The following is a 24613-nucleotide window of genomic DNA, read 5'->3' as shown; positions in this document are numbered from 1 at the left end:
GTTTCGGGATTGGTGATAGAGGCAGTGTAACGTGTTTTTATTCATTGATTTCGGTCCATTTTAGAATGGCCTTTACAGGATAGTGGTCTGAGAATTTCACCTTATCGATATGTGTGGATACGGATTGTAATCCGCTCCCGTAAAGAATATGATCTATTCTGAACCAAAAGCCGTTGGCATGATAAGTGATACCCGGTCCTAATCCGGTAGAGACATACGAATCTTTTAGTTTTCCTCTGATTTTTCGATATGCATAGGATTGCGGGGTATCATTAAAATCGCCACACACAATAATGTTCGAGTCGGTTTTATGAATGATTCGCGCTATACTGTCGGCTTGTAATGCCCGTTTGCGGAAAGCTGCCCCCATTTTTGTCATTAGACGATCTTTAAATTCCGGGAATAGTTCTGTGTCATCTATATGTTTCATTATGTGTGTATAGAGCTCTCTATCGTTAGATGTGAATTTGTTAGATTCCAGATGATTGTTTATCAGAGTCAAAATACGTTCGTTAATTTTTATTTTATAAATGCATGATCCGTTGTAAGAACTGTCATATTTTATGTCTGTTATTTCTTGGAAAGGATATTTTGAATAACAGGCAATGCCGGATTGTGAATAAGGGGTTTTATTTCCGGGTGTAAAATGTTTATACGGGTATTCCGAAAGGGCGGAATTAATTTGGTCTAAAGAAATCTGATTTTTGGAATTTCCGAATGAGAATTCTTGCATGCAAATAATGTCGGCTTTTGTATTCAGTATATAAGAAATAATCGGATTGGGAGAATCGCCGGTGTGTGGCGCATAGTTGTCGAAGTTATGTACGTTGTATGTTAGTAATGTAAGTTCTTTTTCTTCTGTAACAGCTTCGTTCGGTTCGATGTGTATAGGGGTATAGTTCCAGAGTCCGTCCCAGCAGGCAATTAAAGCGATGATGGAAATTAAGGCAGAATGATGTCTTTGAATAGTCCAGAATAAAATAAATATAATATTTGCAGCCAAAAGCACGGGAAATGCCAAACCTAAGTAAGAGGCAAAAATCATTTTATCCGGTGGAATAATATATGCATAGGCCGATGCGACCAATGCTACGGCAAATAGAAAATTGATAAAAGATCCTACAGTTAAATAAGTAGCCCGTAACCAGCCCATTCCGGAAGTTTTAGTTTTTGCTTGCATCGAATAGTTTTTTCTTTTCTTCGGTTGTCAGAGCACTGTATCCCGAACGTTTTATTTTATCGAGGATAGCATCGATATCTGCTGTTTCTTTTTGTTTTCGGGTGCGGTATTCCATATCGCTTTCAGGGCGTTTGTATTTTATTTTTATTTTCGGACGAGGTTTGAACAAGACAACGATTTTATCGATCAACGTATTGATGAATTTTGTTATGTCTTTCCCTTGTTTCCAGCGATATGCAAAAATAAATCCGAGTATTGCTCCTCCGAGATGTGCAATGTGCCCTCCTGCATTTTGGGATGTGATGCTGATCGCATCTAATACTACGGTGATTAATGCGATGTATTTCAGTGAAACCGCTCCGAAAAAAAGCAGGGATATTTTAAAGTCGGGAGCATAAACGGCTGTCGCGATAACAATGGCCAAAACGGCTGCCGATGAACCCAATAAGACGCCATAAGTCGATGAGAACCATGGAATCAGATTATATGCTAACAGATATAGTCCCGCTCCGGAGAAGCCTCCTAATATATAAAGTCCTCCCAATTGTTTCTCACTGAAAAAGTGTAAGAACAGCTGTCCGAACCAATATAGCCAGAGCATATTGAACAGGATGTGCAGCAAGTCGTATTGCAGAAACATGTAAGACACGAGTGTCCAAGGACGCCATGCCAATACCGAGAGGTTTGACGGAAGCTGTAAATAAGATAGCAGCGGGTTGATATCTGTACCGGACAAAGTTAAAATAACTCCGGCAAGGCGTACGATCAGAAATACTGCTATATTTATGAATATTAATTTTATCAGGAGAGATCCGGTATGATACTTTGTTGCCAGATCTTTAAAAATATTGCCCATTTCCAATACCTTTTTTACGCCAATATTTTATAACGATATACCCGAATAACATTCCTCCGAGATGGGCGAAGTGAGCGATATTGTCTCCGCTGAAGTTGCTGATTCCGAAGAATAATTCCACTGCACCGTAAAAGATGACAAAATATTTTGCCTTTATCGGAATAGGAATGAACATGATATATAGGGGGAGATTGGGAAATAGCATTCCGAATGCCAGAAGAATTCCGAATACCGCACCCGAAGCTCCGATAGTGATTATTCCGTTTAGTATCATCCGGGTTTGTTCCCAGCCATAAGCAGAAACGGCCTGTGCAATTTCATTGTGCAGGCTGATGTACCATGTAAGTTCCTGTACGAGACCCGCTCCGAATCCTGTAATCATGTAGTAGGTGAGGAAACGTTTGCTACCCCATACCATTTCAAGAGTACGTCCGAACATGAATACCGAAAACATGTTGAAGAATACATGCCCTATAGACCCCGGATCATGCATGAACATATAGGTAACTAATTGCACGGCATTAAAATCTTTTGCCGTGAGATAATGTAACCCTAAATATTCGACCAGATTGATTCCGACTTTAGGTAAAACGATTGTTGCCAACCAAACTAAAAAGTTTATGATAATAAGGTTCTTAGTTACCGGAGGAAGTGCGCTGAAAAAGTTTTGTCGTCCTTGAAACATAGAATTTTTTTATAATCGATTTTACTTGTAAGCTGCAAAAATAGAGATTATTTCCTGTTTTTTGTGTCCTAAAAGCCTCTGATTATATTTTTAATCGGATTATTTTACTTTTTTTATTTCTATTCTTTGTTATTTTGTTTTTAAATAATATATTTGCGTGACTATCAAACGGCTTTTGTCGTATAGTAAACCTATTAAAATACAGCTTTATGAACAAATCAGAATTAATTAACGCTATTGCCGAAGAAGCAGGCTTGGCTAAGACCGATGCAAAGAAAGCATTGGAAGCATTTATTTCTACAGTATCTAACGAATTGGCTAAAGGCGAAAAGATCGCTCTTATCGGATTCGGAACGTTCTCAATCAATGAAAAAGGTGAAAGAACAGGTATTAATCCTGCTACAAAACAACAAATTACTATTCCTGCCAAGAAAGTGGTTAAGTTTAAAGCCGGTGCTGAATTGGCAGATAAAGTAAAATAATATTTTACTTCGAACTTAGAGGAAAAGGGGTAGTCCGAGAATAAAGGACTGTCCCTTTTTTCTGTGTTTTATCGTATGCCTGTTCATAACAATAAAAATATAAAATACGGTTTGAATTTTGTTTGATACCTTGTTCAAGGGATATTGCTTCGAATGTTTTTGTGTGGTAAAATCATTAAGCATCCTATTTAAAGTATTATCTTTGTACCCGTTAAAGAATTCGATAGAAAAAACGGATATAAATATGAAGATTGAGAATAAGATTGCCGAAGCTGTCATTTCTGCGCTGAAGGCTTTGTACGGGATCGAGCCGGAAATGTCGGCTATACAATTACAAAAAACGAAGAAAGAATTTGAAGGGCATTTGACTCTTGTCGTTTTTCCGTTTTTAAAGGCTTCTCATAAAAATCCTGAAGCGACTGCTACGGAAATCGGTGAATATCTGATTAAAAACGAACCGGCTGTCGCATCATTTAATGTGATTAAAGGGTTCTTGAACTTGGTGATTGATTCTACATGTTGGATAGAACAATTGAATGAGATAGCTTCTGATGCCCGATATGGAATAAAAGAGCCGGGACAGGATGCTCAGTTGGTGATGATAGAGTATTCTTCTCCTAATACGAATAAGCCGTTACATTTAGGCCATGTACGTAATAATTTATTAGGTTACAGTATTTCTGAAATCTTGAAGGCGAACGGGAACAAGGTCGTAAAGACTAATATCGTAAATGATCGAGGGATTCATATCTGTAAATCGATGCTTGCTTGGGAAAAGTGGGGGGATGGTGTTACACCTGAATCTTCCGGTAAGAAAGGAGATCATTTGATCGGTGATTTTTATGTGCTTTTTGATAAACATTATAAGCAGGAAGTTGCCGAATTACAGGAAAAAGGAATGACGAAAGAAGAGGCTGAGGCTTCTTCCCCGCTTATGGCAGAAGCTCGGGAAATGCTTCGTAAGTGGGAAGCCGGAGATGAGCAGGTGCGTTCGGTATGGCGTATGATGAATGATTGGGTGTATGCCGGATTTGATGAAACTTATCGGAAGATGGGTGTGGATTTTGATAAAATCTATTATGAATCTCAAACGTATCTGGAAGGAAAGGAAAAAGTTCTTGAAGGTTTGGAGAAAGGAATTATGTACCGAAAAGAGGATGGCTCGGTGTGGGCTGATCTGACGGCTGAAGGACTTGATCATAAATTGCTTTTACGTGCCGACGGAACTTCTGTTTATATGACTCAGGATATAGGTACGGCCAAACTTCGTTTTCAGGATTACCCCATCGATAAGATGGTTTATGTCGTTGGTAATGAGCAGAATTATCATTTTCAGGTACTTTCGATTTTATTGGATAAACTTGGTTTTAGTTGGGGCAAAGATCTTGTTCATTTTTCTTATGGAATGGTCGAATTGCCGGAAGGTAAAATGAAGTCGCGTGAAGGTACGGTCGTCGATGCCGATGATCTGATCGAAGAGATGGTGAATACAGCACGTGAGACTTCTTCTGAATTGGGTAAATTGGATGATTGTACGTCGGAGGAAGCAGATGCTATTTCGAATATGGTGGGTCTTGGAGCTCTTAAATATTTTATTTTGAAAGTCGATCCCCGTAAAAATATGACGTTTAATCCGAAAGAGTCTATCGACTTTAACGGAAATACAGGGCCGTTTATTCAATATACACATGCTCGTATATGTTCGGTACTGCGTAAGGCTGCCGAGTCGGGTATCGTTTTGCCGGAGACTGCAAATGAGAAGATTACCCTTTCTGATAAAGAGATATCCTTAATTCAGAATTTGTCGGAATTCCCGGCTGTTGTTTCAGAGGCTGGCAGTCAGTTTAGTCCGGCTATTATAGCCAATTATATTTATGATCTTGTGAAAGAGTATAATCAGTTTTATCATGATTTCTCAATCTTACGAGAGGAGAATACCGAGATTCGAAATTTCCGGCTTATTCTTTCCAGAAATGTAGCTAAAGTTATAAAAACCGGCATGAGTTTGTTAGGAATAGATGTTCCTGATCGTATGTAGAGAAATGAAGAAATAGAAGTGCCCCCTAAAAGTTTGACAAAAAGCTTTTAGGGGGCATTTCATATTTGTACGAACGGGTTCGGTTTATTTTTGGGGGTCTTGCTCATAGCCTGTATTCGAGACTGTCATTCGATATTCTTTAGGGGTTGCATGATATAGTTTTGCAAATTCCCGATAAAAATGGGCTTTGTTTCTAAATCCGCAATCGGTCATAATTTCTTGTACGGTTTTAGATGTGGTTCGCAGTCGTTTCTCAGCTTCCTGTAAGCGAAAGCTTCGTATAAAATCGGCGGGAGTCTTATCTGTCAGTTTTTTTATTTTGCGGTATAGCTGCACTCTGCTTATTGCCAGATCTTGAGATAAAGAGTCTTGATTATAGGTCTCATTATCTAAATTTTGTGATAGATATTCGAAGGCCTTGTTCATGAATTCTTTATCTTGTTTGTCTATTAATTTTCCGTTGAATTGTTCGGCGTATGCAAGGGGAGATTCCATATAGTGTTTTACTATTTCTTTATTTCCGAGCATACGTTCTACTGCAGCTTGCAGATGGGCAGGATGAAACGGTTTACCTAAATACATGTCTGCACCGTATTCAAGTCCTTGAATTTGGCTTTCGACCGACATTTTGGATGATAATAGTATGACCGGAATATGTTTGGTCGCAATATCATTTTTTATTTTTTGTAGAAATGTGAGTCCGTCCATAATCGGCATTAAAACATCGCAAATAATGAGATCGGGCAGAAACTTGTTTATTTTGTCTAAAGCTTCTTGTCCGTTTTCGGCTTCTGTTACAGAATATGAGTTTAAAGTTTCGATAATAAATTGCCTTATTTCTTCTTGGTCATCGATAACGAGGATGTTTTTTGTTTTCTTTTCAGATACGTCGGAAGAAATCGAATATTGTCGTTGCCGGCTTTTTCCCTGAGTTTTTTTATCGGCTTTATTGTCGGGCGAAATCGTTACGGTGAAAGTCGTGTATTCATTTATTTTGCTATCTACGACGATATTTCCGTTCAGGAGTTTAACCAAGTCCTGACACATCGCTAAGCCTATGCCATTACGGGTATATATTCCTTTAGATAATTGGTTCTCGAAATTATCAAGAACTTTGAATCTGTTAAATATCAGAGGGATATGTTGGGCGTCTATTCCTGTACCGCTGTTGGTACAAGAAAAACAGAGCTCATTCTTGGCGTTAACAGACAGTTTGATTTCTATTTTTCCGTTTTTGGGAGTATATTTAAATGCATTGGACATGAGGTTGAAAATAACTTTCTCTAAAGCGTCTCTGTCAACAACCCATGCCGGAATATCGGGACGAATGTCTAATTGGATGTTTATTCTTTTTTGGTCTGCAATATCGAGGAAGTTATCCAAAGTATATTTGATCAGTTCAGGAATATCTATCGGTTCAAAATGCAGGGTCAAATGTCCGGTTTCTGCTTTACGGAATTCCATTAATTGCTGTATCTGATTCCGCATTCGTTCTGCATTCTTTTTGATTACGCTTAGGTAGTTCCGGTTCTTTTCGCTTAGATCAGGAGTACTCATCATTTTTTCGCAAGGACCGTAAATCAGGGTTATCGAGTTTGAAAATTCATGAGCGATATTGGTAAAGAAACGAAGTTTTGCCTGATGAATTTCTTCTTTTTTTTGTGTTTCCAGTTTCTCCAGTTCAAGGTTGTGTTGCATTTTCAATCGGTATTTTTGAAACCGGAAAATGAAATATGCAAATAATAAAATCAAGAATGAATAAGCGGTGTATGCATATATTGATTTCCACCATGGCGGAGAGATTCTGAATGGAAATGAAAAACTGTCTCTGTTCCATTGATTATCGCTGTTTGTATAGGCAACTGACAGTTTATAGTTTCCGGGAACTAAGTTCGATAAAATAATGTCCCGGTTATTTCCTATATAAATCCAGTTTGCTGGTTTTTCTCCATCTCTGGTTACTTTATAGGCTATTTCGCATTTGCTGTTTGTTATGTAGTCTAAGATAGAAAAATGGAAACTCAGCGAATTTTGTTTATAACTGATAGGATAGTCGTTTTTGTAATTGAGATCAAGGGGTTGATCGATGTTATCTATTTTGAATGAGTTTAAATACAAAGGTGGGTTATAGTTGCTAATTCCGATTTGGTCGGGATGGAATACACTGAAACCGTTTACTCCTCCGAAATAGAGTTCTTGTCCTCCCGAAAATGAAAGGTATGCTCCGTCTGAAAATTCATTATCCTGCAACCCTTCGTTATAAAAATAGTGTACGAATTGTTCTTGTTCCGGATTCATTCTTGAGATACCTTTGTTTGTGCTGATCCATATATGATGGGCACGGTCTTCTAAAATTCCATGTATGTTGCTATTTGCCAATCCTTCCTTTTCTGTATATCGTTTGATCCGAACTTTTCCGTTTTCTTGTATCAATAGGTTTAATCCGGCAGTCGTTCCTGCCCAAATTCTTTTTTTATTGTCTATATATAAACATATTACATCATTACTGCTTATTGTGTTTATATCTGATTTATCGTTTTTATATGCGGTAAAATATTCTCGTTTTATGTCCATACGATTTATTCCGCCTCCTCGAGTTGCAATCCAAAGGATAGAATCTCCCTCTATTGCAAGTGAGTATATGACGTTGTTATTGATACTGTTTTTGTTATGAGAGTTATATTTGTAATGTTTATAATTTCTTATTTCGTATTCTCCTTTTGAAGAGCGGGAAATTATCATCTTAAACAAACCGTTTCCACTTGTTCCTATCCATAAAGTCGAATCGTCAGCTTGCAATAATGCATAAACAGAGCAAATTTGCTGTATATTGAATATACTGTTCGACTTCAGACTTTTTATTTTTTTCTCTTGAAAAGAATAGTAATTTAAACCTTTGTTGTCCGTTCCTATCCAGAAATCTTGATTCGGACCTTGCGCTAAGGAGAATACCGAGTTATTTATGAGTCCGTCGTCTGTCGTAAATTTACGAGCTTGTTGTAAGGTCGCTCCTAAATATGTAATAGAAATGACTCCTCCGCCTTTCGTTCCTATCCAAAGTTTGTTTTCTGCATCTTTGTATATTGCTCTGACTGCGTAATTGCCGAGTTCCGGGATATTATTGTTTGTAAAAGTATTGAAATAGTTTTGTGGGGGAAGAATGCGATAAATGCCTTGAGAATCAGTGCCTACCCATAATATATCTTGTGTACCGGAATAGACCGATAAGACCGGGATACCGCTTAATCGGATCGATTCTGTTCTCGTTTGTTTGTTATATTGAATTAATCCGGTGTTTGTTGCGAATAGTATATTACCTCCGTTTTCGAGGACTTCGTTCAATTCTCCGTAAGGTTTTGATCCCCAATCAGAAAATTTTTCGGTTTGTATCGAATAGTACCCTAATGCGTAATTTTCGTATTGAAACCATATTTTTTCTTTTTTGTCGTAGCAAAGATGCAAAAAGTCTGCAGGAGGAATTATTTTTTGTTTCTCCGTAATTTTATCGGATTTGATTTTCAGACGGAAGATTTCATTTTTGTCATTTACAATCCATAGATTGTCTGAAGAATCGAAAAAAAGTTGTATTATATTGTTCTTGTCAATATCGAGGATTGGGAATGGTTCGAAATTTTCTGATTTCGTGTTGAATTTATATATTCCAGACTTGTAAGAGGCAGCTAATATTAATCCCTCTGAATTTCGAGTTGCGAGAAAAGAGTGTTCTCTAAATGTTTCTTTATCTTTGTATCCCAAGTAATAGGGTTGGAATTTTTTTGTGGAGATGTTAAATCTGTTTATTCCGTAATCTGTCGTTATCCAAAGAATATCTTTATTTTCTTCAAAAATTTGGCGTATTACAGGGTTGGTGATACTTGAAGAATCTTGACGGTTAGAACGGTAATTTTCGAACTCGGCGCCATTATATACATTTAGCCCATCCCATGTTCCTATCCAGATGAGCCCGTTTGAATCTTGAAAAATCGTTGTTATGGAACTGTTGGACAGACCGTCGTTATTGCTTAGGCGAAGTATTCGAGATTCGTTTGCATATAGGATTTGTGTAAAGAAAACGATATATGCGATATTGAGTATTTTGCGAAGCATGAGAATGTGATGTTATTTGGTATTGTTGAATAAAAATATTTGTATTGATTCATGTATAATATGCTTATGTAAAAGAACTTATAAGATTATATCTTAATAACGAAATGAAAATAATAATATTCTTGGAGAATAAATGTGATTAAAAATCTTTTTTGTGTTTTCATGGCTTTATTTTAGATTTTATATATCCGGCATTTGTGTTCTTTAAGCCTGATTTTATCGATGAATTGCTGTCTTGATTTGTATGTTCTAATTGAAATGCAATTTCAGATTTTTAAAGGAAATTCGAGTATCTTATTGTTTCAAAAAAGTATACAAACGTGACATATTTAAGAAAAATCTATGTAGATACCTTTTTGAAATAATAAGATACCGGTAACGAGATACACCCATTTATATTTGCTTCTGAGTTCAGGTCGTTCGATAAGCCTGAAAAACACAAACGATGAAAATTTCATCACACTAAATATATATAATAAATTATGGATATAGCAAAGAGAAATCCTCAGAATCCGATTATGCGACCTATCGACCTGAAGCCGGGAATTGAAGGTATGGAAATAGTATGTTTGTTGAATCCCGGAGTTTTCCGATATAATAATAAGATATGGTTGTTGCTTCGTGTTGCAGAGCGTCCTAAGCAAATCGAGAATAAAATCAGTTTTCCGATTTATAATAAAGACGGGAAAATAGAGATACTCTCATTCGATAAGAATGATCCGGCTCTTGATGCTTCTGATCCGAGAGTAATCGGTTATCAGGGAAAGAATTATCTAACGACCCTCTCTTATCTCCGGTTTGTATGTAGTGAGGACGGAGTCCATTTTCATGAAGATCCTTCATTTCCTCCCCTTTTCGGACGTGGCGATCTAGAAGCATTCGGTATCGAAGATTGTCGTGTCGCTTCTATGGAGGATGGCTTCTTCTTGACTTTTACCGAAGTTTCTTCTGTTGCTGTCGGAGTCGGGTTGATCGAAACAAAAGATTTTAATAATTATATTCATCACGGTATGATTTTCCCTCCGCATAATAAAGATTGTGCTTTGTTCGAAGAAAAAATTAATGGAAAGTATTATGCTTTTCATCGTCCGAGTAGTCCGGAATTAGGAGGGAATTATATTTGGCTGGCCGAATCTCCGGACAGGAAACATTGGGGGAATCATAAATGTATTGCTACCACACGCGAAGGGAAATGGGATTCTGCACGTGTAGGTGCTGGCGCTCCTCCTATCCGTACTGAGAAAGGTTGGCTCGAGATCTATCATGGTGCAACACATGACCATCGTTATTGCTTGGGAGCATTGCTTCTCGATCTGAATGATCCTTCAAAAGTCATTTCCCGTAGTGAAGAACCTATTATGGAACCTATTGCAGATTATGAACAAACCGGTTTTTTCGGGAATGTAGTTTTTACGAACGGACATTATGTTGATGGTGATACGGTTCATCTTTACTACGGAGCGAGTGATGAGGTAATTTGTGCTGCGACTTTGTCTGTAAAAGAAATATTGAATACTTTGAAATAAGAGGGATATTATGTTCGGAAAACTGACAAAAGAATATGAGGTGTTTAAATCCGTACCTCATAATATGCAGGTCCTTCTCGGCACGAACATGCTTTATGCTCTTGTTCTGCCGATTGTAGAAATCTTTGTGGGTGCTTATATTATGAGGAATACTAATAGTCCGGCATACGTAGCTCTTTATCAATTGGCTATGTATGTGGGTATCGTATGTACATCGGTCGTAAACGGATTTTTGCTTAAGCATTTCAAGGTGAATATTTTGTATTGTATAGGCATACTGCTTAGCGGTATATCTATGGTGGGGATGATGGCGATTCATAGTTTGGGAATAACAGAATTGTCTGTAGCAGGATTTGTTATGGGGGCAGCTTCGGGATTCTTTTGGACAAATCGTTATCTGCTGGCTCTTAACTCGACTAAGGATGATAATCGGAATTATTTTTTCGGACTTGAGTCTTTTGCTTTTACAATTGCATCTATTATTGTCCCGTTAGGGGTAGGGGCACTTATAGCCGGTCTTTCAGGCCGTCATTTATTGGGAATCGACATCGATATAAATCTTTCTTATCGGATTGTGACCTTTTTGGCTATGGGTATTACAGTGATCGCTTGTTTTGTCTTATCTCGAGGGAACTTTGAAAATCCGACCCAGAAAACGTTTCTCTATTTCCGTTTTCATCCGCTATGGTACAAACTACTCTCTTGGGCAGCTTTGAAAGGCCTTGTTCAGGGATTTTTGGTAACAGCACCGGCCATTTTGGTGTTAAAACTTGTTGGAGAGGAAGGTTCTTTAGGATTGATTCAGAGTATTAGCGGCGGTATTACTGCTATACTTGTTTATGTATTGGGTAGGGTGACAAAACCTAAGCACCGTAATATCGTATTCGGTACGGGATTGTTTATCTTTTTGATCGGTACGCTTTTTAACGGTATTCTTTTTTCTTCGACCGGCGTTATTATCTTTGTTCTTTGTAAGGTCGTTTTTCAACCGTTGCATGATTTAGCCTATTTCCCGATTATGATGAGAGTAATTGATGTTGTTTCAAAGAAGGAGCAACGCAATGAATATGCCTACATATTGAGCCATGAATTCGGCTTGTTTGTCGGAAGAGCTTCCGGATTGATAATCTTTTTGTTTCTTGCTTTCGGAGTATCGGAAGATTTTGCGCTTAAGTATGCGCTTATTATCGTAGCATTGTTGCAATTATTGGCACTACCCTTAGGAAATCATATTATTAAACAATCAAATTTGCTGGAAAATGAAAAGAAATAAATTTTTTCCTGCCTTAATCTTTGGGGTTTTACTTGTGTTTCCTGCATGTCAGGAAACATATTTCGGTGATCCGGTAAAACAGGTTTCGATTAGTCGTATCGATCAGATGCCTAATTTCCCTGAACCGTATAAGATTTTGGACTGGAGAAAAAAGGCTCTTGATTTTGATGCTTATGTATTTAATTTCGATACACGCATTTGTGGAAATCCGGTTATTTGGCTTGACAGTGCTCAACGGAATATTCCTCAGACGACATTCGGACTTTACACGGCAGTGAATGATTCACGTCAAGGACCGAAAAATAATAACGGAGAGTTTCATGAGAGTCTAAATTCGTTGGCTGCTTTGCTCGGGGGAGGATTGGTCGGGATCGACAAAACTTCTCAAAACGGATATAATTATGTTAAAATGGTGCAGAACTATTTTAATTCGGATAACGGCTGGAATATCGTAATGAACAATACTTGTCCGGAAGTTGCGTTATTAGGAGGCGGGTATGGTCGCGATTGGTGGTACGATGTTTTTCCGAATGTTCTCTATTATGCTGTGTGCGATGTATTTCCGGGAGTTTCCGGAGCAGATTCGATTCAACATGTTATTGCCGAGCAGTTTTGTAAAGCCGATTCTGTGTTGAATGGGAATTATGATTATTCTTATTTTGATTATTCCCGGATGAAGGGGATGGTTAATAATATTCCACTTCAGCAGGATGCCGCAGGAGGTCATGCTTATGTGCTGTATGCTGCCTATAAAAAGTTCGGAGATCCGCGCTATTTGCAGCATGCCAAGTCTGCATTAGAGGCATTGCTCGCTCAGAAGGAGAGTCGGTTTTATGAAATTCTTTTACCTATGTCGGCTATTGTTGCTTCTCGATTGAATGCAGAAGAGGGAACGCAATATGATGTAAAGAAGATACTGGACTGGACATTTGACGGATGTCAGAATCCTAATGGAAGATATGGTTGGGGTGTGATGGCCGGTCGCTGGGGCGATTATGATGTTTCGGGACTTCAGGGCAGTATTTTGGATGGAGGAGGATATGCCTTTTTTATGAATAGTGTGAAATTGACGTGGCCGTTAGTACCGATGGTTAAGTATGAACCTCAGTTTGCTACGGCTATCGGAAAATGGATGTTGAATAATGTAAATGCTTGCCGACTTTTTTATCCGGGAGAAATCGATGATGCACATCAGTGGTTACCGGAGATGAAAGAGCTTACTGATAATAATATTGCCTATGAAGGATTAAGGAAAACAGATTGTTACGGCAAAGAATCTCTGAAAGGTATCGAACCTGTCGCTTTGGGTGACGGGCCTAATTGGACTCCCGCTAATCCGGCGGAAAGCATGTTCAGCTTGTACAGTACCTCTCCGGTCGGTATTTTGGGAGCAATGGTTTCTGAAACTTCGGAATCCGGAATTTTACAAATAAATTGTAATACTACCGATTTTTATTCAGAGCGTCCTTATCCTGTGTATCTCTATTATAATCCACATGCTGAGAACAAAATTATCGATTATTATAGCGAGGAAAAAGTCGATCTGTTTGATATAGTTACCAAAAAGTACATAGCTTGCGGAAAGAGCGGATCTTTTGAGATCGAGTTACCGGCGTTGAATGCCAGTGTAATTGTGGAGTTGCCTTCCGGGATGAAATTGCGGTCGGTTGACGGTCGCATTGTTACCAAAGATAACCATGTCATCAGTTATAAATAAAAATCATACTATACGTTAACATAAATCATAAAGCACAAGATGAAAAGAATTTTCTTATTGATGAGTTTATTTGCCTTTGTTTGTCTGGCAAATGCTCAGACCCAAAGTACGATTACCGGTAAGGTGAAGGATGCGGCTACGGGAGAATTTTTGATGGGTGTGAATGTCCGTGTGGATGGGACTACAATAGGAACAGCCACCGGTCTTGACGGTGATTATTCGATTAAGGCGGCGGACAATGCAACTTTGATATTTTCATATATGGGGTATGAAACTCAAAAAATAAAACTTAACGGGCAAAAAGTTTTAAATGTTGCTTTGGGAGAAAAAAACGAACTGATGGATGAAGTTGTCGTAGTCGGTTATACTTCTATGAAAAAGAGGGATGTGTTAGGTGCTGTTTCTAAAATAGACAGTAAAGCGATTAATGCACTTCCGGTTTCTTCGACAGCGCAAGCTTTGCAAGGACGTATTGCAGGGGTACAGGTCTCGAATGCTACGGGAGCACCCGGAGCTGGGGTTGCAGTTCGAGTACGTGGTGTCGGGTCTATCAGTTCGAGCAATGATCCGTTGTATATTGTTGACGGTATTCCGGTTGAGGATGCATTAAATAGTATTTCTCCGGGGGATATTGAAAATATTTCGGTGCTGAAAGATGCTTCTTCTGCTGCGATTTATGGTTCTCGTGCCAATAATGGTGTTGTGTTGATTACAACGAAAACCGGTAAAAAGGGAAAAGCTCAGATTACTTATCACGGACAATTCGGATTTCAGACACATGCCAACTTGATCGAGATGGCGAATACAGCGGAATATATCGACATTTATAATCAAGCGGTAGATGCCGACAATGCCGGATCTTCGATAAAACGAACACGCCTTGCAGGAGATTATTTGAATGGGCTGGCGGATGTGGATCATGTCGCGTCTATTTTCCAGACAGCGCCGATATATTCTCAGGAACTGAGTGTCAGCGGGGGAAATGATAAGACTAATTATATGATTTCCGGGACTTATTTTAATCAGGAAGGAATTATCAGAAACAGCGGTTATAACCGGGCGACTTTACGGGCGAATATTAATTCGGACGTGAAGAATTGGTTAACGGTAGGATTTAATATGAGCGGTTCGTTAGGGAATACTCGTTCTGTATCAAGTTCCGGTGACGGGTACGGAAATAGCGAAGGAGGTAGTGTTGTCCGTTATGCCATGTTCAGGAATCCCGCTATTCCGATAAAAGATGGAGCAGGACAATATATCGACAAGCCGAGCACTTATTTTGGTAATTCTATTTATGATACATTTTTCGGAGATGGGTATAATCCGGTTGCTTTAGCGGAAAATACCGACCGTAAAAAAACAGAAGAAGGTCTGTTCTCGAGAATTTATGCAACGTTCAAACTTCCTTTTAACTTGAGCTGGACAAATAATTTCGGTATCGACTATAAAAATTATAAATATAAAGTTTATAATGCTTCGTGGGGAGATGATAACCGCATCAATAATCCGAATAGTGTAACAGTAGACCATAGCCGGAATCTGGGATGGACATTTAATACTTTATTAAATTGGAATAAGACTTTTAATGAAGTTCATAATTTGTCTGTAATGGCCGGTTTCGAGGCTATAAGAAGTACCGGCGAGTCGATGAGTAATTCGGATCAGGATTTTCCGGTATGGAATAAGGATGTCCTTTATATCGGAGGAGGTACGGGAGAAAAAGTCAGTAAAGAATCTGAATACTCTTCTACTTTAGCCTCTTTCTTCGGACAGGCAAGTTATGATTATCGTTCGCGTTACTATGTTTCGGGAACGATTCGTAGAGACGGTTCTTCAAAATTTGTGGGAGATAATCGTTGGGGTACTTTTTATTCTGCTTCTGCCGGATGGAATATCGAACAAGAAGCTTTTATGCAGGATATAACGGTTATTAATAAGTTGAAACTTCGTGCAGGGTACGGATCTATCGGTAATCAAAATATCGGTAACTATGCTTATTCGGATATTTATTCGTCTAATTATAATTATCCTTTCGGAGGTACGTCTGTCAGCGGTTATGCACAAACAAAACTCGGGAATCCGAATTTGAAATGGGAGACCAGTAACCAGTTCAATGTGGGACTTGATTTGGAATTGTTGAAAGGGTCTTTTGCTTTCTCGGTGGATTTTTATAATAAAATTACTAAAGATATGTTGGTGCAAGCTCCATTGCCTCCTTCGATCGGGGATGCAGAGCCTTATTGGATTAATAATGGAAAAGTCTTGAATCGTGGAGTCGATCTTGAGTTTATGTATCGCAAAGATTATAAAGACGGAGGTTTTGATGTGACGTTGAATGCCGGATTCCTCAAGAATGAAGTGCTTGCGTTAAATGCTCCTATTGTCGGCGGTCGTGTAGATAATGGAATCTATGCTACGAAGACAGAAGTCGGTTATCCGATCGGGTCGTTTTTTATGTATGAGATGGATGGCATATTTCAAAATGAAGCAGAGATTCTGACTTCAGCTTATCAAGGGGCTAATATAAAGCCCGGAGACGTAAAATTTGTCGATCAGGATGGTAACGGCACTATCGATGAGAATGACCGGGTGCATGTGGGTAGTGCTATTCCTAAAATGACAATGGGACTTACGTTGAACGGATATTGGAAAGGTTTCGATTTGAATATTTTCTTTCAGGGGGCTTTCGGACAAAAGATATATAATCAGATATTGACGGATTCTGAAGGTTTTTATCGTGGTTTTAATGTTACTAAACGGTATTATGATAATCATTGGACCGGCGAGGGTTCTACAAATGAATATCCTCGTGCTTCATGGAGTGCGAAATCGAATAATGCCAAAGTTTCTACCCGTTTTCTGGAAGACGGCTCTTATATGCGTTTGAAGAATATTCAATTAGGGTACACTTTCAAAACCAATCATTGGGGGATAGACCGGCTGCGACTTTATTTGTCGGCGACCAATCTGTTTACTATTACGAAGTACAGCGGATTCGATCCCGAAATGACTGTCAGTGCAAACTCTACCAGCGAAGGCGACCGGGCTGCCGGTATCGACTGGGGTACTTATCCTGCAGCCCGGACTTATACATTTGGAGTGAATTTAACCTTCTAAAACATGACACAGATGAAAAATATAATTATAGCGGCATTGGCAGTATGTACTTTTTCTGCCTGTGACGATTTTCTGGATGAGAAGTTAAAAGGAGATTTTAACTCTGATAATATTTTCTCGAATGCTACACAAGCCGAACTGGCTGTAAATGGTGTTTATAATGCGGCTACTTATTGCATAGATTTATGGAAGTTCGGAGATGTTGCGTCGGATGACGCAGTAAAGGGTGGCAGCGATGGCGATCAGGCTGATCTTTCTTATATAGATGATTTTTCGGCAAATGCCGATAATGGTGTTCTTTCTGAATTTTGGCAGTCATCGTACGAAGTAATATCCCGTGCCAATAATGTAATTGCCTATGTCCCGAATATCGATATGGATGCGACTTTACGAGACCGATATGTTGCTGAGGCTAAGTTTTTCAGAGCATTTGTATATTTCCATTTGGTAAATATTTATGGAGAAGTGCCGTTGAAGCTGCTTCCTCAAATCGATGATGCGTCTATTCATGTGGGGTTGAGTTCCGTGTCTGCGATTTATAGTCAGATCGAAAAAGACCTTCGAGATGCATCGACGTTGCCGGTCTCTTATTCGACTTCGGATGCAGGGAGAGTGACTCGGGGCGCAGCATACGGATTATTGGCTAAAGCCCAGCTTTATCAACAAAAATATGGCGATGTTTTGACCACTATTCGATTGATCGAGGATTTGGATATTTATGATTTGGAACGTCCTTATTCCAATTTATTCAAATTAGGAGGTGAAGATAGTAAAGAGGTTTTGTTCGCTATTCGTTTTTTAAGCGGTCAGAATCCCGGATTGGGAAATTCTCTTAATCAGTGGTTAGCTCCGCAAAATGAGTCGGGTTATTATTTCGATGCTCCAACTCAGAGTTATGTAGATACATTTGACGAAAAGCAAGTAAATGGAGAGGATGATCTTCGTCTGGATGCTTCGATCGGAAGAGATGGAAAGGATTGGTTTAATGGAGATGTCTTCAGCTCTTCATGGTCTCCGGCAACAGGTTACCTTGTAAAAAAACATAATCAGCCGTTGGACGAAGTCGGTAAAGGTACAAAAGGCGATGGCGGGTTATCGTATATTTATTTGAGATATGCCGATATTCTGCTCATGAAGGCGGAAGCATTGAATGAAACTCATCATCCAGATCTTGCGAAAGTAGAAGTTGACAAGGTGCGTGACAGGGCTGGTCTGGCTGGGGTAAGTACAGTTACGGAATCGGCGATGCGTGAGATAATCCGTAAAGAACGCCGTAAGGAATTGGGATTTGAATTTCACCGTTTTTTCGATTTGATGCGTTGGGGTAAAGATGTCGCGGAAGCAGCTTTGGGCTCTTCATTTAAATGGCAAGAACCTCGTTTTTATTTCCCGATTCCACAGTCTGAAAAAGATGCTAATCTTGGAATAAAGTAACATAATCATAATATCCATTAATAACACAATTAAAAATTAAACGAACATGAGAAAATTTTTAAATTTCAGAATGATCGCTATCTTGATGGTAGCCTGTTTGACAACGCTTTTTTTGCCTTCTTGTGGGAATGACGATGATGATAAGGACTCTACTCCTCTGGACTTGACAGAGATCAATGCATTGCTGAGCGAATGTGAATCTTTGTTGAGTAGTGCGACTACGGATGATTATCCTGAAGCTGCCATTACTACGTTTCAATCGAAAGTGAATGCAATTAAGAGTGCTGTAGCCGGAGATCTGACGCAAACGACGTTGAATAATCTGCTTGTTCAGTTGAAAGAAGCGAAAACTACTTTTGAACAAAGTGCGTATGACGCGATTCCTTTGGATAATTTGTTGGCAGAATGGAGTTTTGATGAAGGAGAAGGTACAAGTCTCGTTTCTACCGGTGTGCAAGCATGGGTTGCTAAGATGAAAACCGGACCGAGTGAGATTTTCGGTACGAATACTCAAGTTCCTTCATTTGTTGACGGGGTTAAGGGAAAAGCTTTGAGTTTTGATAATGGAGCATGCCTTGAAGTTGACGATTTCAGTGAAACGTCATTGCTCAGCAATACGCTCTCTATCTCGGTATGGGTAAATCCGAAAGAAAGCAGAGCCGGGAATTATATTCTCTCTATGAATTACTGGGAAAACTGGAAACTGAATCTTCAGAATGAAGGTAAACCTTTCTTTACCGTTGCTACGACTGTTGCCGGTGTCGATGCTGATAATGAACATGTAGAATCATGCCCGATAAACACGTGGACTCATTTGGTCGTTGCTATGGATTTGAACGCTCATACTTTATCTTTCTATGTTAACGGAGAGTTGACAAAGACTTGGGATGCCAGTGGAAAACCGGGTTTGGCAGGATCTCAGAAATCTGCTTATCTTCCTGCCTCAGGAGAAAAACTTCCGTTCTTGATCGGTTGTGCTACGACTTATGCTGAAGCTACGACATGGGATTGGGTTACATTGCCTATCGAGCCTTCAGGATGGGATTATTTTGCCGGTTCTTTGGATGAGCTGAAGATTTATAATATCGCTCTTACCGAAGGCCAGGTTTCGAAATTGTATAATGACGAGAAAAAATAAGAATCATTTTTGATTTAGCCTAATCCCGGAGGGGACATCGGAAACGGACATAAGGTCTTCTTCTGTGTCTCCTCCTTTTTATATTTATCAGACACACACAATATATATGATGAAAAAGATATTATACTTATTCTTTAGCCTGTTCTTTTATTTGAACACCGGCATATTTTGTTTTGCCGATCAGATTCCCGTTTCGAGAATCGAGAAGATGCCGAATCTCCCGTCTCCTTATCAGATGAGGGATTGGAAATCGGTTGCAAAGGCTTATGATAAATTTGTTTTCGACAAGAATGAAACGGGTAGTTATTTACCTTTGATTGAGATTAAATCGCAAGGAAATAATTATCCCGGATCTAAGCAGATACGTTTGGATACTTATGTCGGATCGAATAGTCACGGCAGTCAGGCAGAGGCGATTAACATATTACCGGCTATTGTGGGCGCATCTTTGGTGGGTATCGACAAATCTTCTGATGACGGAGAGAATTATGTATCTTATGCTAAAGATTTTTTTAACAAGAAAAATGAACAGAATGTCTATCTGAACGGGTATTCTGCGACATCGGGAAAAGATTGGTGGTATGATCTCATGCCTAATGTATATTTTTATCAGCTTTATTCTCTTTATCCGGATGCCGATGCTGATTTTGAAACTCAATTTACTGAAGTCGCAGATCGTTGGTTGGAGGCTGTTTATAAATTGGGTGGTAGCTTGCAACCTTGGACTGTTCCGGATATGAATCACCGGGCATTTAATTTAGCTACCGGAAAGCCTTTGACAAGCGGTGCAAAAGAGCCTGAATCTGCCGGGACAATAGCCTGGCTGCTTTATCAGGCTTATACTCAGACCGGAGAGAAGAAATATTTTGAGGGAGCACAGCTTGCACTTGAATTTTTGTGTGCGTTCGGAGAGAATCCTTCTTATGAGTTGCAGTTGCCTTATGGAACGTTGATTGCTGCGAGAATGAATGCGGAGCAGGATTGTTCTTATAATATAGACCGGTTGATTAATTGGTGTTTCGATTGGGGGCGTACTCGCGGTTGGGGTGCGATTGTCGGTACATGGGGAGGATATGATGTTTCGGGGCTTATCGGTGAGGCAAATGATAACGGAGACGATTATGCCTTTGTTATGAACGGTTTTCAGCAGGCGGCAGCTTTAGCTCCTGTTGCGAAATATGACAAACGTTATGCGCGTGCGATCGGGAAGTGGTTACTGAATATCGCGAATGCAAGTCGCCTATTTTATAATAACGTACTTTCGGAAGATCATCAAGAACCGCAAAGTTATAGCTGGTCTTCTGTTTATGATACCGAAAGTTGTATTCCTTATGAATCGATGAAAGAGGTTTGGAATAATAAATCTCCTTATGTAATGGGGGATGCTACCGGAGGTGGCTGGGCTGCTACGAATATATCTTTGTATAGCGGTTCTAGTGTCGGATATTTGGCGGCATTGATCGAGAAAACCAATGTCGATGGTATCCTCCGGATAGATGTTAATAAGACAGATTTTTTCGGAAATACGGTTTATCCGGTTTATTTGTATTATAATCCTTATTCTGAGGATAAGACGGTAGAGTTGGAATTACCGTCGGGAGAATATGATTTGTATGATGCCATATCCGAGCGGAATGTGGTTTCTCGAATTTCGGGGAAAGCTTCTTTTTCTGTTCCATCGGACGGGGTTTGCTTGCTGACCGTTATACCTTCCGGTACGGAACAAACAGTTTCAGGACATCATTTATTAGCGGGAGACCAAGTTATCGATTTTTATTATGGTTATGATTATTCCCGAAATTTGAGACTAAAAGCAATAGTCGCAGATCAGAAAGTAACTGTTCCGGGTAATACGGTTAAGTTGAATGTGTATGCGGATAATATTCCGTTGGGAGCTTCTGTCGTATATCAATGGAGTGTAAATGGCGAACCTATTCAAAGTGAATGGACGGGATCTTATTTAAATTGGAATGTACCTTCAACTCTCGGTTTTTATACGATAAAGGCTGTCGGAAGCGCTCGTAATCAAACTATATCGGGAGAGGTAACTGTCGAGGTGTTGGAGAGTATATATGATAAACCTTCATTGACAAGTATTGAAACAAGTTCGCCTATGCCTTTGTCTCCGGGAGAAACGATAGATGTTACTTCGGTATTGGCGGAGGAAACGCCGGGGCTTACGGTTTCTTGGGAGTGTGACGGCGGTGATATAGAAAATCTTTCGGATCTTTCCTGCCGTTGGACGTTACCTTCTGTACCCGGAGTATATACGATAAGTTGTACTGCGAAAAATCGGTTCGGGGAGGATGTGAAGTCGTTAGAGGTTTTGGTTAAGGAAGAAAAATCGGCAGTAAAGACACCCTTGATTTACTATCCTCTAAACGGTGACTGTTCTAACGCTGCAAGTCTCGGAATTTATGATGCGATACCTGAAGGTGGCTCGTTTGTTACGGATGCGTTGGGTCGTGAATCTTCGGCATATTCTTTGTCTTCGTCTTCATATTTATATACGGAAAATGACGAAGCTCTCGGATTTCAGGATAAGGTGACAATCGGTTTTTGGGTTTCTCCGGAAAATAAGCCCGGGAAAGAGCAATTCCTTGTTTCTCATGGTAGTTGGGAAGAACGGTATAAGATATCGCTTTCTCCCGATATGACTTTGAGGTGGACGGTAAATACTTCTGACGGAACAAAAGACTTGGATTATAAGATTCCTTTGGATCTGAATAAATTTTATTATGTTACTGCCGCATATACGGGCTATTCTATGGAGTTGTATATCAATGGGGAGTTCTATTCGTTTATGAGGCATTCCGGAAATATCGGAACAACGGATAAGGATATTACTTATGGTAGAAAAGATCGTACTGATACAGAATATATTTTTACGGGAATATTGGATGAGATACGTATTTATAACGATGAGTTATCTCTGTCCGAGATAAGGGAACTTCCTGAGACATGGGAGTTAATGCCCTCATCGGTTGAGAGTTCTGTTGCGAATACGCAAATACGGATCTTGAGGGGTTGTGAGTCATTACGTATCAATACCGGAAGAAAGGTTCTGAGAAATTTGGAGATATTTAATATACAAGGTATGATATTTCCGTGTAAATGGCAAAAGGAGAGTGAATATTCTTATCGTATTTCGACAAGGGATTTGCCTTCGGGTGTATATGTGTTGAAATTGACGGATGAATCGGGAAAAAGTTACAGGTATAAGATTATTCCGTAAAAAAGAAGCATTCCTTCACAGGAACGCTTCCTTCATAATTATGTAGTGTGTGTTTGTGTTAACTATTTTATTTCCCAGTTGTCACTGCGGAAGGAGGAGGCCGGAAGCCCGTAAACATCGAAGAGGGAACCTACTACGAAATTTTTATAAGCGTAGCGGACTGCAACCGGATTCGGAACTTGCGGGCTACTGACTCCTAAACGTCCGCTTTGGGCTTCTATGATAGCTTTTGCCGGATAGAATATTTTGTCAGCTCCGGCTATTTCGAAATCGGGTAATTCCGTTTCGAGAGGAGCTACTCCTTTGGGTGCATTACTGAAATTGACATAAATCTTATTCCCTTTTATTTCGATAGATTTGTATATAGGTCCGGAATATCCGAAATTGTTTTTATTGTAAGTCTTTGCTAAAGCCCAATATGCCAATCTGTTTCCTACTTTTTCTTTTTCTGCCGGATGAATTTTAGTTTTTTCTCCTATATCTAAAGTTACGGCCATTCCCGAATTCGGAATTTCGTTCATATTCCGGAGTTGAACTTCTCGTAATTTTGCAGAAGATGTTTTATCGACACCGTCATATTGGAACGGGGCTATTTGTACATAATAGAACGGGAAGTCTCCTAAGCCCCATTTTTGACGTAAGTCTTTTACAAATGCCGGCATTAAACGTCCGTAGAGTTCTTCTTGTCCTCTGTTGCTTTCTCCTTGATACCAAATCATTCCTTTTATCGTGTAGTTGATAACAGGAGAGATCATTGCGTTATATAATACTCCCGGTAATACTTGTTTAGGACCTATAGGTTTGTCATTAGTCAGATGAGAAATATCGACCTCGTCCTTGAATGGGGTGAGAGCTTCAATACTCATCCACGGTTCTACTTTCGAGCCTCCCCAATTCGAGATTATCAACCCTATGGGAACATCAAGTACTTCATTTAAATATTTTGCAAAGAAATAAGCCGTAGCACTGGCTCTGGCAACTCCTTCGGGAGTATGTTCTTCCCATCGGGTTTCACAATCGGATTGCGGAGTTTTTGCCGTGATGCGGGGAATATTGCAGAACCGGATCGGAACTTCTTTTTTGGCTTTAATAAGAATGTCCTGAATGTTATTTACCGGTTGTCGATCGAACCCTTGTACCGGCATTTCCATGTTGGATTGTCCCGAACAAAACCAAACTTCTCCGATAAGGATATTTTTTAATGTTGTTTTTTCTCCGTCGTTGAATGTAATTTCATAAGGACCTCCGGCTACCGGAGTCGCTATTTTTTGTATCCATTTCCCGTCTTTTCCTGTCGTTGTGGTATAGGATCTTTTTGCCCAAGAAGGTTTTATATTGACTATACTTCCGGGTTTTGCTTCTCCCCATAACTGAACTTGGGATTGTTGCTGAAGTACCATATTGTCTGCTAAGACACCCGGTAATTTTACTTTAGCGAAAAGTGTAGTTGAAATAAAAGCTAAAAAGGCGATAACCGCTATTTTTTTCATTTCTATCAATTGTGTTATGTTTAGAGCTTGTATAAATTTTCCGACAAAAAATATTATCCGGTCATTTGGGTGTTTTCTTCCGGTCTTTTATCCCGTTTTCACCCACCGGAAATCTGCTATCCTCCTCGTAAAAACGATAAAATATCCTTGAAAGAAACTCTTAAGCTTAACCCGAGTAAAATTTAGACAGGCTTTTTTAGAAAAAAGTTAACAAGAGCAAAGTAAGAAAAAAGACCTTAATATATACATTAAAATCTCCTTAAAATCAAACTAAAAAAATAGTAATATCTGTTTTTAATAACTTTGTTCTTGAAAAAAGTACCGGAAGTTTTGTT

General features: G+C 39.3%; 14 protein-coding genes. 9 read left to right on the top strand and 5 right to left on the bottom strand.

What is annotated here, in order from left to right; genetic code table 11:
- Positions 1 to 37: 37 nt before the first annotated feature.
- The 3 genes from Q0093_RS09275 to Q0093_RS09265 are packed head-to-tail and all read right to left on the bottom strand — an operon-like array spanning position 38 to position 2721.
- On the bottom strand, positions 38 to 1180 hold the full coding sequence (locus Q0093_RS09275; RefSeq protein ID WP_297929857.1) for an endonuclease/exonuclease/phosphatase family protein: 1143 nt from the start codon (positions 1178 to 1180) through the stop codon (positions 38 to 40).
- Positions 1164 to 2036 (bottom strand): rhomboid family intramembrane serine protease, encoded by an 873-nt coding sequence (locus Q0093_RS09270; RefSeq protein WP_297929856.1) that lies wholly within the window; start codon positions 2034 to 2036, stop codon positions 1164 to 1166. Before Q0093_RS09270 ends, Q0093_RS09275 begins: the two co-directional genes overlap by 17 nt.
- The gene (locus tag Q0093_RS09265; RefSeq protein ID WP_297929854.1) at positions 2020 to 2721 is read right to left on the bottom strand and encodes a rhomboid family intramembrane serine protease; all 702 of its coding nucleotides are present in this window, start codon (positions 2719 to 2721) and stop codon (positions 2020 to 2022) included. Before Q0093_RS09265 ends, Q0093_RS09270 begins: the two co-directional genes overlap by 17 nt.
- A gap of 209 nt (positions 2722 to 2930) precedes the next feature.
- Between Q0093_RS09265 and Q0093_RS09260 the strand changes: the two genes are divergently transcribed.
- Together Q0093_RS09260 and argS are read left to right on the top strand one after the other, a co-directional pair.
- Entirely contained in the window at positions 2931 to 3203 is a 273-nt protein-coding gene (locus Q0093_RS09260; RefSeq protein ID WP_009318459.1) for an HU family DNA-binding protein, read from the top strand.
- A gap of 244 nt (positions 3204 to 3447) precedes the next feature.
- Positions 3448 to 5241, top strand: a complete 1794-nt coding sequence (gene argS, locus Q0093_RS09255) for an arginine--tRNA ligase (RefSeq protein ID WP_297929852.1) — start codon at positions 3448 to 3450, stop codon at positions 5239 to 5241.
- Between the two features lie 84 nt (positions 5242 to 5325).
- On the opposite strand, the gene Q0093_RS09250 is transcribed toward argS, so the two are convergent.
- Positions 5326 to 9348, bottom strand: coding sequence for a two-component regulator propeller domain-containing protein (locus tag Q0093_RS09250; RefSeq protein ID WP_297929851.1), 4023 nt, complete (start codon positions 9346 to 9348; stop codon positions 5326 to 5328).
- A gap of 482 nt (positions 9349 to 9830) precedes the next feature.
- On the opposite strand from Q0093_RS09250, the gene Q0093_RS09245 reads away from it, so the two are divergent.
- The 7 genes from Q0093_RS09245 (at position 9831) to Q0093_RS09215 (ending at position 22788) form a co-directional block, all read left to right on the top strand.
- Positions 9831 to 10874, top strand: a complete 1044-nt coding sequence (locus Q0093_RS09245) for a glycoside hydrolase family 130 protein (RefSeq protein ID WP_294178252.1) — start codon at positions 9831 to 9833, stop codon at positions 10872 to 10874.
- Positions 10875 to 10884: 10 nt separating this feature from the next.
- Positions 10885 to 12147 carry an MFS transporter gene (locus tag Q0093_RS09240; protein ID WP_294178254.1) on the top strand — a complete coding sequence of 421 codons (1263 nt, stop codon included), beginning with the start codon at positions 10885 to 10887 and terminating at the stop codon, positions 12145 to 12147.
- Between the two features lie 106 nt (positions 12148 to 12253).
- Complete coding sequence (locus tag Q0093_RS09235; RefSeq protein WP_297929874.1) at positions 12254 to 13864, top strand: hypothetical protein; 1611 nt, start codon at positions 12254 to 12256, stop codon at positions 13862 to 13864.
- A gap of 39 nt (positions 13865 to 13903) precedes the next feature.
- Positions 13904 to 16981, top strand: coding sequence for a TonB-dependent receptor (locus Q0093_RS09230; protein ID WP_297929850.1), 3078 nt, complete (start codon positions 13904 to 13906; stop codon positions 16979 to 16981).
- 12 nt (positions 16982 to 16993) lie between these two features.
- Entirely contained in the window at positions 16994 to 18415 is a 1422-nt protein-coding gene (locus Q0093_RS09225; protein WP_297929849.1) for a RagB/SusD family nutrient uptake outer membrane protein, read from the top strand.
- Positions 18416 to 18461: 46 nt separating this feature from the next.
- The gene (locus Q0093_RS09220; protein ID WP_294178261.1) at positions 18462 to 19553 is read left to right on the top strand and encodes a LamG domain-containing protein; all 1092 of its coding nucleotides are present in this window, start codon (positions 18462 to 18464) and stop codon (positions 19551 to 19553) included.
- Between the two features lie 109 nt (positions 19554 to 19662).
- A complete protein-coding gene (locus Q0093_RS09215) occupies positions 19663 to 22788 on the top strand; it encodes a LamG-like jellyroll fold domain-containing protein (protein ID WP_297929847.1) in 3126 nt (1041 codons plus the stop codon).
- Between the two features lie 62 nt (positions 22789 to 22850).
- Here the strand turns inward: Q0093_RS09215 and Q0093_RS09210 are convergent, their stop codons facing one another.
- A complete protein-coding gene (locus tag Q0093_RS09210) occupies positions 22851 to 24278 on the bottom strand; it encodes a sialate O-acetylesterase (RefSeq protein ID WP_294178265.1) in 1428 nt (475 codons plus the stop codon).
- Positions 24279 to 24613: the final 335 nt, after the last annotated feature.

Origin of the sequence: uncultured Coprobacter sp., assembly GCF_947855755.1 — a bacterium.
Taxonomy (GTDB): domain Bacteria; phylum Bacteroidota; class Bacteroidia; order Bacteroidales; family Coprobacteraceae; genus Coprobacter.
The sequence above is the reverse complement of the archived record's forward strand: the minus strand, read 5'-3'. Positions and strand labels throughout refer to the sequence as shown.

Coding starts and splice junctions, on each gene's coding strand:
- Q0093_RS09260 (WP_009318459.1), top strand. CDS start 2,931: ATGAACAAATCAGAATTAATTAACGCTATTGCCGAAGAAGCAGGCTTG.
- Q0093_RS09220 (WP_294178261.1), top strand. CDS start 18,462: ATGAGAAAATTTTTAAATTTCAGAATGATCGCTATCTTGATGGTAGCC.
- Q0093_RS09265 (WP_297929854.1), bottom strand. CDS start 2,721: ATGTTTCAAGGACGACAAAACTTTTTCAGCGCACTTCCTCCGGTAACT.
- Q0093_RS09240 (WP_294178254.1), top strand. CDS start 10,885: ATGTTCGGAAAACTGACAAAAGAATATGAGGTGTTTAAATCCGTACCT.
- Q0093_RS09275 (WP_297929857.1), bottom strand. CDS start 1,180: ATGCAAGCAAAAACTAAAACTTCCGGAATGGGCTGGTTACGGGCTACT.
- Q0093_RS09270 (WP_297929856.1), bottom strand. CDS start 2,036: ATGGGCAATATTTTTAAAGATCTGGCAACAAAGTATCATACCGGATCT.
- Q0093_RS09250 (WP_297929851.1), bottom strand. CDS start 9,348: ATGCTTCGCAAAATACTCAATATCGCATATATCGTTTTCTTTACACAA.
- argS (WP_297929852.1), top strand. CDS start 3,448: ATGAAGATTGAGAATAAGATTGCCGAAGCTGTCATTTCTGCGCTGAAG.
- Q0093_RS09225 (WP_297929849.1), top strand. CDS start 16,994: ATGAAAAATATAATTATAGCGGCATTGGCAGTATGTACTTTTTCTGCC.
- Q0093_RS09230 (WP_297929850.1), top strand. CDS start 13,904: ATGAAAAGAATTTTCTTATTGATGAGTTTATTTGCCTTTGTTTGTCTG.
- Q0093_RS09235 (WP_297929874.1), top strand. CDS start 12,254: ATGCCTAATTTCCCTGAACCGTATAAGATTTTGGACTGGAGAAAAAAG.
- Q0093_RS09210 (WP_294178265.1), bottom strand. CDS start 24,278: ATGAAAAAAATAGCGGTTATCGCCTTTTTAGCTTTTATTTCAACTACA.
- Q0093_RS09245 (WP_294178252.1), top strand. CDS start 9,831: ATGGATATAGCAAAGAGAAATCCTCAGAATCCGATTATGCGACCTATC.
- Q0093_RS09215 (WP_297929847.1), top strand. CDS start 19,663: ATGAAAAAGATATTATACTTATTCTTTAGCCTGTTCTTTTATTTGAAC.